This is a genomic window from Flavobacterium keumense (assembly GCF_029866485.1).
Classification (GTDB): domain Bacteria; phylum Bacteroidota; class Bacteroidia; order Flavobacteriales; family Flavobacteriaceae; genus Flavobacterium; species Flavobacterium keumense.
Genome location: NZ_CP092332.1, coordinates 2,233,965 through 2,247,297 on the forward strand (window position 1 = coordinate 2,233,965; position 13,333 = coordinate 2,247,297).

The following is a 13,333-nucleotide window of genomic DNA, read 5'->3' on the forward strand; positions in this document are numbered from 1 at the left end:
ATGTATATAAACAACAAACATATTAATTATATATACATATATTATATTTATAAGTTACTAAAAAAATTAAATATTTACTTAAAGTTATGTATTGTAATGTATCAAAATTAGTGATGGCTCAAAATTTATAAGTTACTATATTGATAATCAATATTTAAGTTAATTTATTTTACAAAAGGGAGGACAAACAGCCTCTACTTTTGAATATTTGGTATAGCTTAAATCTTTTAAAAATGGCTTTTTGTCAGTCCTCATGTATCAAAATTAGTGATATTAAAATTTGTCCTAATTGTAATGCTCCTACCCTTATTAATAATGGTTTTACTGCTAACCAAAAACAATAATTTTATTGTAAGACATGTACGAAACGGTGTATTGATTTTTATACAAGTAAGGGTTGTCGTAAAGAAATCAATACCTGTATCATAATGCTTATTAAAGAAGGAATGGGAATTAGAAGTATTGCTAGAGTTTTAGGTATCTCTACCTCCACTTTACTAAAACGGATAGTATTATCTCTAAAGGAGTTCAATCGCCACACATTAGTCCGGGTCAAATCTATGAAGTAGACGAGATGAGAACTTTTTTAAGACATAAAGGCAAGGTAATCTGGATTGTTTATGCTTTAGATCGGGTCAACAAAAATGTAATCAGTTTTGCAGTTGGTTCAAGAACCAAGAAAACACCCAATCAAGTTATTAAAACCGTAGTACTTTCCAATCCCAAGAGGATTTATACTGATGGATTGATTCACTACAAATTTTTAATTCATAAAATATTCATAAAGTCACCCGCTTTGGAACCAATAGAATTGAAAGAAAGAATTTGAGCCTCCGAACTCAATTGAAACGCCTCAATAGAAGGTCAATTTGTTTCTCCAAAAGTTTGATTATACTCAGCGTAGTGCTAAGGATTTATTTTTGGTTGTAGTTTTTTTAATTTTTAAACCTAAACATTATTTATAAAATGATTCTAACGGGTTGCAGATTTGAGATGGGCGGGATTTTTACCACTAATGCACATTCGGAGAACTGAACTTCCACCTTGCACAAAAGTTTCAACGAAGAACTAAACCTCGCCTATTGCAAATGTGCTGTTATGGGCTGGCCTTCTTTTCACGCTAATGTTTTTAAGTCTTTATACAATGTTTTTAAATGGTCGTCTGTTAAGTCCATTAGAGGCTCATACATAAATGAATTAACGTGTATGTTTTCCGCTGTCATTAGATTTACTCTGTCTAAAATGGCAATGTTATCAGTTTCGTTTGGAAATTCAGTTCTATACTTCTCTACGATTTGTCCTGTGACTTTTTTTAATATGTGATTATGAAAATTTGGGTCAGTTATTTTTGATATAATAAACTTTTCTGCATAAAGTCTTATACCAATTGAAATACAGATTTTATACTTTATGTCCAACGGATTTCCGTCTGCCAGATTGGATATTTCTTCTGCTTTGGCAAGGATTAGGTCATAAACTTTGTCCGCAGAGTTTACTTTTGTTTTAGTCTGTTGAAATGTAGCGTTAAAAATATCTAATACAGATTGAATTGTTAAGTCTTCCGTTTTGTCAATTCCTTCATCAGCCCTTTCAGGCTTCATATGGAGCAATGAAGTTAAAAGTAGATATTGATTATTTTCATCACTGATAGTAAATTCAATTAAGTTTCTAACGAATGGAATACAGGCAATAAAGGTAAAATCACAACTATCATAATTACTTCTTAGATTTGGAAATACATCTCGTTTTTCACCAATAATAAGTTCTATTTCACCTGCTCTTCTGATTGAAGTCCAATTTCCTTGGTGGTTAATTTTTGCACCTAATCTGCTTTTGATAGTTTTGTAAAAATCGAAATTGTGAGTAAGGACAATCATAAAAAAATGTGGGTCGTCCAACACATCTTTTAGATACTCAATTATTGCGTATTTATTCTTGTAATCGAAAGAGTCTGCAATATCATCAACAATTACAAGTTGGTTTTTATATAGCTTCCTTCTTGTTTCAATTTGAAAAATAATGTTTAACAAATAGAACACACGCTGTTCACCTGTGCTAAGTGATTCTTGTAATTCTGCTCCGCCTAAAAGTTTTGTGTCGTCTGGTCCATTGCCATCAGTGTATTTGAATAATAATGAAGCTGGCTCGCTATTAAGAATTACATCTTCTTGGTTTTTTATATGAACTTCAAAGGGAACCGTAAATCTTCTCTTAAATATATCTATTACCTTCTTCCAATCTTTTTGTTCCTTTTTTGCTTCTAAGATTATTTTGTCGCGTTGTTCAGAAGTATCTTTGTGGAGTTTTAATAGAACATTGAATTCGCTTTTAAACTTTGCCAAGTAGTTTAGAATGAGTTTTTTCTTGAAATTTGATAAATCTGCAAATTCCTTGATGATTTCTTGATTCTCTTCAATGTAACTTCTAAACTTTCTTAATTCAGCATTGCTATTCAATGATTTGTCAATTTCATTGAACTTGTTTGCTAACTCAGGGTCTTTAAGAACTTTTTCCTTCTCACTAAAGATTAAATCTTCAAGTTCTTTGGCATTTGTGATTTCCTGCTCTTTGATTTTAACTTTATGATTTGCGGAAAAGAAATTATTGTCTTTAAGTGATTTTGTTACTGTGTCAGCATTGTAGTGATTGAAAGTCCCTTTCATAAAAAGGGAGTTGTTCTCATTAACCAGGCTGTCATAAACTTTTATGTACTCCTTAATTTTTGATTTGAAATCTTTACTCTCAAGAAACTTGATGGATTTGTCATTGAATACTTCTGAATACTGGATATTTGAGTAGATTGGTTCTTTTATGTCATTAATTTCCGTGTCATAGGTTTCAAACATTTTAAATAGGTCTTGCTTAAAAACCGATGTGATTTCACTTTCGACTTGATTTGCTTTAATTCCAAATAATGGCTGAATTTGTTTTAAGAATTCATATTTAGATTCATTTAGTTTTAAGTTTATCGTATCGTATTCATTTTTGAGTTTTTCATTTGCAAGAATTGTCGAGGCTTCATTGAACTCTGCCGATTTCATTCTTTGTATAACAAAAATTTCATCCTTGTCGATATCAACTCCATCAACTTTTACTTCTCTGTGATTTACTCTATGAGAGAATATTCTGTCCTTAGAAACTCGTCCTTCTGCAATATCTTCCAATGTCAATGCAAGAGAAGATTTCATAACACCGTTCGGAGCATAAACAAGTTGTGTTTTGGATTGTCCAAAGTTGAATTTGTGTTTAAATCGTCTTATGCCGTAACAGTTTTCTAAGTGGATTTCTAATTCTGTCATTAGGTTTTATTTTATCTGTTGGTGTCTTTTAGGCTTGCCCAAAACACCCAAATATAAGCATTGCGTACATTCGAATTTACAAACTTGCGTACATCCATTTAATGATTAAATTATTTATTGCGAGAAATACCCCATTTCAATACAAAAAACAAAAAAACGTGTAGGCAAACTAATTTATTAGACGCAGGTTTATTATTTTTACAATCCCAACCCAAATCGATTACTATGAATATTCAAGATTACTTGCAAAGCTTTACTGAGCGTTTACAAATTCAACGCTACAGCCCCTCCTCTATCAAGAACTATAATAGCAACTTGTTCCAATTTTTAACAATGCCTTCTCATAAGTATGCCTCAGCCGAAGAAATTGAAATAGACGCAATAGAGCAATACATTTTTTGGAAAATCAAAAAAGATAACATCAGTGCTTCTCATCAACGCATCATTTTGGCTAGCATTGCCAAATTTTATGAGTTGGTATTCGACAAAAGAGTAAATCTAAAACATCTTTATCCACAAAGGAAAGAACATAAACTACCCAACTATTTAACCTTTAATGAAGTAAAGAAAATCATTGAAGTGACCCATAATTTAAAACACAAAAGTATCATCATGTTATTGTACTCTGGTGGCTTGCGACTTAGTGAAGTCATTAATTTAAAAATAACGGATATTGATTCAAACTCTATGACCATTACTATTCGTCAAGCTAAAGGCAAGAAAGACCGTCAAGTAATGCTGTCAGAGAAATTTTTGTTAATTATTAGACAATATTTCTTAAAATACCAACCTAGCTGTTACTTATATGAAGGACAAAATAACGTACAATACTCAGGAAGAAGTATTCAACAAATAGTGAAAGAAAGCGCAATAAAATCAGGTATAAACAAAACCGTTTCGCCTCATATTCTTAGGCGTAGCTTTGCAAACCATTTACTGGAAGCTGGAACAGATATTCGTTATATCCAGGAACTTTTAGGGCATAACCATTTAAAAACAACCCAAATTTATACTCATATTTCAGATGTGGCAAAAAGCAAGATTAAAAGTCCTTTGGATCGATTGTAAGGATTGGAGTTAGGTTAATATTGAATTTTTAATTTTAATTGACGCTCAAATCAGTAGACTAAATTACTGTGGCAATAAAGCTAATTACGTCAAAATAAACCACTAAAGCTATGTTAAAAAAGACTATTCTAATCGAAAACAAATCTTCTATTTCTGTAAAAAAATTTCAATTAATTATCAAATCTGAAATAAGAGAAAGTTCAATTCCTATTGAGGAAATTGGGTTTTTAATACTTGACCATCCTGAAACGTATTTAAGTATCCCAGCAATGAATTTATTAGTAGAGAATAATACTGCAATTATTATTTGCTCCTCTAATCATTTGCCTAATGGAATGTTTTTAAATCTCAACAGCCATAACACACAACAAGAGATTTTTAAACATCAAATTAATACATCTATACCTTTAAAAAAGCAATTATGGCAGCAAACCATTATAGAGAAAATTACAAATCAAGGAATTCTATTAGAGAAAATAGAAAAATCCAAAAATCAGTTTGAATTTCTAGCTTCGAAAGTATTGAGTGGTGATACTACTAATATGGAAGCTGTAGCAGCAAGTCAATATTGGAAACGTTTTTTCGAAACGGGATTTAAACGAGAGCGTTTTGGTAATTATCCAAATAATTTTTTGAATTATGGTTATGCTATTTTAAGAGCAGCTACCGCTAGAGCATTGTCTGGAAGCGGATTATTAAATACTTTGGGAATTCATCATAAGAGTAAATATAATGCTTTTGCACTGGCAGACGATATTATGGAACCGTTTAGACCAATTGTAGATGAAGCTGTTTTACACATCATGCAAAAATATGAGGAACAAGAACTGAACACAAAAATTAAAGCCGAACTTTTACAAATTTTAACAAGAACAGTCTACTTCGAAACAGAAAAAAGTCCTTTGATGGTCGCTTTGCAAAAAACAGCTAGCTCCTTACAACAATGCTACACGGGCGAACGAAAGAAAATTAAATATCCTAAACTATGGAACTCAACGGATACAGAATAATGTGGTTGTTTGTGTTTTTTGATTTGCCTACAGAAACCAAAAAAGATAAAAAAAACGCTTCTGGCTTTCGAAATAATTTACTAAAAGATGGTTTTAGCATGATGCAATATTCTGTTTACGTTAGGCATTGTGCTAGTGGAGAGAGTGCTGATGTTCATGAAAAACGCATCAATAGACTACTACCGCCTTTAGGAAAAGTGAGTGTTTTACGCATAACCGACAAACAGTTTGGGAATATTACTAACTTTTGGGGTCAAGCCGAAGTGCCTAAAGCTCCCCAACCCACACAACTCGAATTGTTTTGAAAACAAAAAATGCCTCAATACAGACTTATCAATCCTGTAAAGAGGCATTTTTTATAACGATATTTACACTTAATCCTTTGAATACTAAAAGGTCACAAGCCAACTAATATCGTGTTTTCTAATCTTTAATCAAACCACAACTGTGTAACTCTACAAATAATACATTTAGAGAATATCGTGTTTTCTAATCTTTAATCAAACCACAACGTATCGTTAACCAATTAAAACAAATCACTAAATATCGTGTTTTCTAATCTTTAATCAAACCACAACCGGTTGTACTCCGTCTTTTCTTTCTGTGTAAATATCGTGTTTTCTAATCTTTAATCAAACCACAACAATGAAGATGTCGCCAAAGGAAATACAGCTAATATCGTGTTTTCTAATCTTTAATCAAACCACAACAAACAAATATTTGTAATTGTATTTAAGACAAATATCGTGTTTTCTAATCTTTAATCAAACCACAACATCCACGTAATTTCCATACATTAACCTGTTAATATCGTGTTTTCTAATCTTTAATCAAACCACAACGTATTTGCACAGCAAGCACCAACAACAGATAATATCGTGTTTTCTAATCTTTAATCAAACCACAACGAGCAATTTAAATACAACGACCAAACAAGTAATATCGTGTTTTCTAATCTTTAATCAAACCACAACGTTTTGTATTTTAACTTCAATTTGTCCTAAAATATCGTGTTTTCTAATCTTTAATCAAACCACAACGTTGTGGTTCATTTGAGTATCAGCATAACTAAATATCGTGTTTTCTAATCTTTAATCGAACCACAAATGAAAATCCGTTGCAGAAAATCGGAAGATTTTCCGTTATGGTTTGGCTGTTTAAGAATATGAAAATTGTATGTCAATGAACTTTAAAAATCTTGTCTACCAATAATTGTGATAATTTCAATTTCATCACCTTTAACATTGAAATATATAGTATCCACACCACAAACACAAAATCTATCAATTTTATTATACTTGGTGTTTGCAGGAAACATAAAAGGATTAGAGGCTATTTTATTGAAACATTCATATAGAGCATCATAATATTTTGATGCTTGTAAAGCTCCAAATTGCCCAAGACCATATTCAAATATTCTAATAATGTCGCCCTCTGCCTCAATAGATAATTTATAATGATACATTGAAACGCTTTTTTATTTCTTCAAAAAGTTCCTCTTTAGATTTTGTGCTAAATCCACTATTTAAACCCCGATCTATTTTCATTTGAACATATTCATGATATGCCTCCCGCTCGCGGGCTTGCTTGATTAAATAATTTACCGCTTCACTTTTACTGGTAAATTCTTCCTTAGCTACTTGTTCTTTTAACCATTCATCGTTTTGGTTGGCTAGGGTAATACTTTGTCGTGCCATGATATTTTTATTAAGTGGTGTAAATATACACCAAATAAACAAATTTTACAACTTTTGTATTTTTCCTGTAACAGATATTTTTACTTTGATTGGATTGAATGTGTCCCAACCTGTTTTTCCATCACCAAAACTTTGAATTCTGATATAAAATGGTTGGAAATTATTTTGAATTGATGCTTGCGAGCTTTGTCTAAATTCATAAAACTTAGAAGACAATTTTTGAACTCTATACAAATGCTCTTTCAACATTTCGTAATCTGGGTTTTCCCAATTAATTTCGTCTTCGTTTAAACCTAATAAAAACATATCGTTAATGTGTAAGGTAGTTACAATCTCTTTTCCGTCAACTGGTAATTGATACGCAGCTTGACCTGTTCGTTTGCGTTCTACCACAGTCCAGAAAGTAACTACATCTTCTTTAAGGTTTCCTTTTTCATCTTTATAAATTAAGACATGATGATTTTTATTAGGATCAACAAACTGATTAATTTTATCATTAACTCTTTCAGCTTTTCCTAATACTTTTTTAATTCTTACTTTTTTAATTGGGACTGGAACTCTTTCTATATCACTTGGCTCAACTTTATTAAGTCTTGCATATCTTTTTCCTTCATTTGGCATAAAGAATGATGTTTCTTTTAATATTTTATCAATTTTCTCTTTAATCCTCTTCTGTTGATTTTTATCTAAATTCTTAACTTTTGAATTCATCATATTAAAAAATTCAATTTCTGTCAGCTCTAATTTTTTGAAAATTTTATTTAAAATTACTTGTTTCAAATTCAAATCGACTATGCTGGTTAATTGAGAAAAACTTAAATTATTTATATCAACTCTATAAACATATTCATCTGATTTACAATTCTTATTTTGCCCATAAACAGTTTCTAAATGTAACTGCCCTCTAGCCGCAACACCTAAATTAGTATGTTTTTTGCCGTTTTTTTCAACGGTTTTGGTTCTAATGGTAATATCGTTAGCCACTCTTTTATGCGATACTAGTATTTTTTCAACAGCTTTTTCGGCATCATAATTAAAATTTTCCCATGGCAAAGGGAAATTTTTCATTTCATAAGTTTTATTGTATCGGTTCCACTTCGATAATTCCTGTACATAAGACAGTTTAGTACAAGCCATTACCAAAGCATCAATAGCATGATGACGGTGATCTTCTCTAGTTTTAGCATTTTCATCGTTCAAAATATGGTTTAGCCCCCATTTTTGTCTCAAATTTGAAGTCGCTTGTCCTGGAGAAACCATTACATTTTTGCAAATTTTAGAAAGATAGTTTTTAGCTTCTTTACTGATATAGCGTGTGTCATTCAATTGTCGAGAAGAAAAATCATCATCAAAACTTTGTTTAACAAATCGCTTGAACTTATTATATGAATCTGGATATTCTTTTGTAAATGAAAACAATTTCAACGCTCTTTCTTTTATCGCAGCCCAATTCGCTTCATCATTTCCATAAAATTCAAAAGGCGTTTTATTTCCTTTTTTACGGTTTTCATCGGCAAAACACAATGTTTTATTTGAAAAACTATCGTTTAAAGATCTACTCCACGGATGAATGTGTTCAATTTGCACTTCGCCTGAAAACAACTGTGTTACCGAAATTGGTTTACCTGTATATGGACAAGTCCTTTTACATTCTTCCCATAGCTTATAAAGTAAAATATTGTCGTGAGTAATCCTTTGTCCTTCTTCTAAAAGTCTTGCTTTTACTCTATCATTTTCACGTTCTAATCTATTTTGTTCTTTTCTTATTTTACTACGTTGCGATTTCGAAATTTTTAAATCGCGAGCCATTTCTACTTTTATTTCGTCAATTTTTCCATGTTCGTCAATTAGTTCGTTGACTAATTTTCGTAATTCAAACAAGGCTGTGATTACGATAGGGTTTTTTATTTGTTGAATTTCCTTATCGGCATCTTTTCCTAAAGGTAATTTTTCTACTAATTCAGTTACATCAATTGTGGCAGAATGATGATATAATCTTCGTAATTGATGCTCAGAAATATTATAATCGTTTCTAAGAATATCTTTTATGGTTTCAATAAAACCACCTTTGTTTTTAGAACGTACAATTCCTTCAACATTATCAATAAGGAAGTTTCTTTTCTCATCAGATAATTTTTCCCAATCAGCACCAAGTACATTTTTTATTCCACCTAGTACAACCGCCACATCATACGTAAAACCTAATTTTAGAAAAGGTAAAATATTAGAAATGGCTTTTCTACTTAAACTAGCATAACCATCTTTAACATTGAATTTTGAAATAGCTTCTGCTTGTTCTTCAGTAAAATTCCATTCTTCTAGAGCATATTTTTTTAGGTTTGATTTGCTATCAAAAAAATACAAAACATGCCAAATATCTTCTTGCTCCTTTTCTGTAAACTCAAACCATTTTTTACCGAAATACTTTTTACTTGATAGATTAGAAATGGTATGAGTTCCTACTATTTTATCGTCATCTTTATAATTGAATTTGAACTCGGCACTTTCTTTTCCAATTACTTTTCTAATTTTTTTGAAGTCTGGCTTTTCATTGGCATACAAAAATTCCGCGATTTTCTTTTTTTCGTCTTGCGTAATTTTTTTTCCGTTGTATTCAACTGTATTTACCCATTGCCATACTCTAAATTGTTCAAAAGGAATTGCACTTATTGGACACTTGGTTTTGGTTGTTTCAAATGAACAATTACCTACTAAATGTTTTTGCGAACGTAAAGGTCGTTGATGAAATAATATACCATCTTCTTTGTAGCCGTCTAATTTTCTTCCACCAAATTTAGTTTTTAACTCATACGTTAATTCCGAATGATATTGAGCTTGTTTGTCCCATATCAATTCAAATTCATCTACGTACATTTTACGAGTAGTGTATCGGTTTCTAATTCGTTCCAAACCATCTTGAAAAGGTTGATTTTCTTTTGGATAAATTTCAAACAAATAGGATCCCAAAGTTTTATCTTGAATACTCTCTTGAGTTTCTGTTATCCCAATTTTTCCTTCTTTTGGATTTCCTTTAAAAATAGCGCCATCATCATTTCCTCCTTTTCTGCTATTACTTAAAAAACCTCGTCTTTGAATTAAATGATACAATATTCTACCAATTTCTTCTAAAGATAATGTTTCATTTAAAGCTTTTTGTCTTAATTCATATGGATTTAAAGCAAACCAATTTGCTAATTTATCAGATGGTAACTCTTTGGTCTTCTTCCAATCTTCAAAATCACTTGCAACCATTGGGCACATTTTATTTTCAGAAAGTGCTTTTAACAGCACTTTCTTTCTTAGTTTTCTTCTAAAAAATTGACGTCTTACTCCTCTTGCCCTTGTTCTTCCAGCGTTTTTAGAAATTTCTCTTCCTACACCTTCTCCAAGGTTTTCAACTCCCATTGGGAAAATTCGACTTCCTACATCTAAAATTTTATTTTGAGCATCATCGATTAATGCCCATCCTATTGAATTTGTTCCTAAGTCTAGTCCTAATATTTTTGTCATTGTATGTAAGATTTGGTTTAGCTAATTTAATTAAAAAAAAATGTTGCTTTATATTTTTTTTTATAAATTTGTTAGTGATTAAAATTTCTAATCTTTAATCTTATCACAATAAGGCTATATGCCGTAGATGAAAATCTTTAGTCCTGCTTCGGTGGGACTTTTTATTTTTTTATAGTTCTTAAATCTTAGAATAATACAACTAAATAATTTTAATCTTTTTTTATATCAATGACCTCAAGAGAAATCTTGAGGTTTTTTTATGTACTCAAATAGTCTATAATATCTTCTATTTCATCAACTAAAGATTTTATTTTTTGGTCTGAATAGACAACTAAGTTGAACCAATGACTCTAAAAAAATTAGGGTCATTTTTTTTGCAAAAGTCTCAAATCTGAATTAAAAAAGTTCGAGACAACTCCTCTATTCTCCACTGAAACTATTTCAAAAAAAGCTAAAAGCCTGTAAATCCTATGATTTACAGGCTTTTTCATTTTGGCTACTATTCAAATTATGCATTAAATCACAATGTGTAGGTGATAAATTCGGGTACCCTAAAATCCAAGAAAAAAAGGTAACCGAATTTCTCGCTAGCCCAACACTGGCAAGCTGTTCAGAAGATGAACATCTTGACAAAAAGTGGCTAAAATTCTAATTTGAATAACAAAAAAGGTGACCACAAATGAAACACAAAATCTCAACCCTGTTTTATGCCAAAGCAGCTAAAACATCCAAAAACGGATTACTCCCAATCTATCAACGAATCACAGTTAACGGTGAACGAATCGAAATGAGCACTTCTAAATTTATAGAAAAAGCCAAATGGAACACAAGTGCAGGAAAAATCAAAGGCAGCTCAGAAGAAGCCAGATTAATAAATAGTTACCTCGACATCCTTAAAGCAAAAGTGTACGAAGCCGAAAAATGGATGGTAAACAACAATCTTGAAATTAATGCCCAAACATTTAAAAACAAGCTATTAGGTATAGAAGAAAAACAGCATAAAATAATTCTAATATTCCAGGAGCACAACAAGAGAATGAAAGAGCTAATCAACAAAGAGTTCTCTATAAACACCTACAAAAAATACGAAACTACCCTAACGCACACAAAAGAGTTTTTAAAAACCCAGTATGCTATTAATGATATTTCCATTAACCGGATAGATCTTGCCTTCATTAATAATTTTGACTTCTATTTAAGAAATACTAAAAATTGCAACAACAATTCGACTATTAAATACATTCGAAACTTTGGAAAAATTGTCAAACAATGTTACAAAAACGGATGGTTAGACAGAGATCCTTTCTTAAACTACGACGGAAGAGTCAAAGAAGTAGAAAGAACCTATTTAACCGAAACTGAAATAGAAGCACTATTAAATAAAAAATTCCAAATCAAACGATTAGAACTAGTAAAAGACCTGTTTTTATTCAGTTGTTTTACTGGGCTAGCTTATATCGATGTATTCAATCTAACACCTGCCAATATTATAATAGGTATCGATGGCGAAAAATGGATTTCCACGCACCGCCAAAAAACAGAAAGCGCCTCAAAAATTCCCATACTCCCTGTAACGCAAATGATCATCGACAAATACGAAAACCACCCACAGAGCAACAACGAGGAAAAGCTCCTCCCTATTCTATCCAACCAGAAGATGAACGCCTACTTAAAAGAAATAGCCGCTGTATGCGAGATCAACAAAGAACTCACCTTTCACATTGCCAGACATACCTTTGCGACAACCGTAACCCTAACAAACGGCGTACCCATAGAAAGCGTGAGCAAAATGCTAGGACACAAAAACCTACGCACCACCCAGCACTATGCCAAGGTATTAGACAGAAAAGTAAGCGAGGACATGAAAATACTCAAAGACAAGTTGACAATGAACTTAACTATGACTAAAACAAGCGCACAATCATAACCAAAAATAAATCCTTAGCACTGCACTGAGTACAAGCAAACTTTTAGAAAAACAAATTGACCTTCTATTGAGGCGTTTTAATTGAGTACGGAGGCTCAGATTTTTTCTTTCAATTCTATTGGTTCCAAAGCGGGTAACTTTATGAATAGTGTTGTGAATTAAAAATTTGTAGTGAATCAACCCATCAGTATAAATTCGTTTGGGATTGGAAAGTACTACGGTTTTGATAACTTGATTGAGTGTTTTCTTGGTTCTTGAACCAACAGCAAAACTGATTACATTTTTATTGACTCTATCTAAAGCATATACAATCCAAATTACCTTGCCTTTATGCCTTAAAAAAGTCCTCATTTCATCTACTTCATAGATTTGACCAGAATAAATCGGTGGCGATTGCACTCCTTTGGCAATAAATACTATACGTTTTAGTAAAGTGGTGGTAGAAATACATAAAACTCGAGCCATACTTCTAATTCCCATACCCTCTTTAATAAGCATTATGATATGGGCATTAATTTCTTTACTACATCCCTTGCTTGTATAAAAATCAATACACCGTTTTGTACACGTTTTACAATAAAATTGTTGTTTTCGGTTAGCAGTAAACCCATTTTTAATAAGTGTAGGAGCAGTACAATGAGGACAAATTTTAGTATCACTAATTTTGATACACGAGGACTGATAAAAAGCCATTTTAAAAGATTTAAGCGATAATAAAATATACAAAAGGAGAGACATACAGCCTCTCCTTTTGTAAAATAAATTAACTTAAACATTGATTATCAATATAGTAACTTATTGATTTGGAGTCATCACTAATTT

General features: G+C 31.5%; 9 protein-coding genes, 1 pseudogene and 1 CRISPR repeat array. Of the genes and pseudogenes, 5 read left to right on the forward strand and 5 right to left on the reverse strand.

Annotated elements, in window-relative coordinates; genetic code table 11:
* Window positions 1-233: 233 nt before the first annotated feature.
* Window positions 234-930, forward strand: a pseudogene (locus MG292_RS11315) (IS1 family transposase).
* Window positions 931-1,115: 185 nt separating this feature from the next.
* Here the strand turns inward: MG292_RS11315 and MG292_RS09965 are convergent.
* A complete protein-coding gene (locus MG292_RS09965) occupies window positions 1,116-3,299 on the reverse strand; it encodes a hypothetical protein (protein ID WP_264532880.1) in 2,184 nt (727 codons plus the stop codon).
* A 225-nt stretch (window positions 3,300-3,524) separates the two neighbouring features.
* On the opposite strand from MG292_RS09965, the gene MG292_RS09970 reads away from it, so the two are divergent.
* The 3 genes from MG292_RS09970 to cas2 all read left to right on the forward strand — a co-directional run bounded on the left by MG292_RS09970 (window position 3,525) and on the right by cas2 (window position 5,682).
* On the forward strand, window positions 3,525-4,367 hold the full coding sequence (locus tag MG292_RS09970; protein ID WP_264532879.1) for a tyrosine-type recombinase/integrase: 843 nt from the start codon (window positions 3,525-3,527) through the stop codon (window positions 4,365-4,367).
* A 110-nt stretch (window positions 4,368-4,477) separates the two neighbouring features.
* A complete protein-coding gene (gene cas1, locus MG292_RS09975; protein WP_264532878.1) occupies window positions 4,478-5,377 on the forward strand; it encodes a type II CRISPR-associated endonuclease Cas1 in 900 nt (299 codons plus the stop codon).
* The gene (cas2, locus tag MG292_RS09980; RefSeq protein ID WP_264532877.1) at window positions 5,353-5,682 is read left to right on the forward strand and encodes a CRISPR-associated endonuclease Cas2; all 330 of its coding nucleotides are present in this window, start codon (window positions 5,353-5,355) and stop codon (window positions 5,680-5,682) included. Before cas1 ends, cas2 begins: the two co-directional genes overlap by 25 nt.
* Window positions 5,683-5,787: 105 nt before the next feature.
* Window positions 5,788-6,484: a CRISPR direct-repeat array (repeat unit 36 nt; unit sequence AATATCGTGTTTTCTAATCTTTAATCAAACCACAAC).
* Between the two features lie 82 nt (window positions 6,485-6,566).
* Here the strand turns inward: cas2 and MG292_RS09985 are convergent.
* From MG292_RS09985 to cas9, 3 genes are read right to left on the reverse strand one after another with little or no spacing between them, the layout of a single operon-like run.
* Window positions 6,567-6,842 carry a type II toxin-antitoxin system RelE/ParE family toxin gene (locus MG292_RS09985; protein ID WP_264532876.1) on the reverse strand — a complete coding sequence of 92 codons (276 nt, stop codon included), beginning with the start codon at window positions 6,840-6,842 and terminating at the stop codon, window positions 6,567-6,569.
* The gene (locus tag MG292_RS09990; protein WP_264532875.1) at window positions 6,829-7,074 is read right to left on the reverse strand and encodes a ribbon-helix-helix domain-containing protein; all 246 of its coding nucleotides are present in this window, start codon (window positions 7,072-7,074) and stop codon (window positions 6,829-6,831) included. Before MG292_RS09990 ends, MG292_RS09985 begins: the two co-directional genes overlap by 14 nt.
* Window positions 7,075-7,119: 45 nt before the next feature.
* Window positions 7,120-10,584 (reverse strand): type II CRISPR RNA-guided endonuclease Cas9, encoded by a 3,465-nt coding sequence (cas9, locus tag MG292_RS09995; protein WP_264532874.1) that lies wholly within the window; start codon window positions 10,582-10,584, stop codon window positions 7,120-7,122.
* 679 nt (window positions 10,585-11,263) lie between these two features.
* Between cas9 and MG292_RS10000 the strand changes: the two genes are divergently transcribed.
* Entirely contained in the window at window positions 11,264-12,511 is a 1,248-nt protein-coding gene (locus tag MG292_RS10000; protein WP_264532873.1) for a site-specific integrase, read from the forward strand.
* On the opposite strand, the gene MG292_RS10005 is transcribed toward MG292_RS10000, so the two are convergent.
* Entirely contained in the window at window positions 12,506-13,204 is a 699-nt protein-coding gene (locus MG292_RS10005) for an IS1 family transposase (protein ID WP_264532872.1), read from the reverse strand. The genes MG292_RS10000 and MG292_RS10005 overlap by 6 nt on opposite strands.
* Window positions 13,205-13,333: the final 129 nt, after the last annotated feature.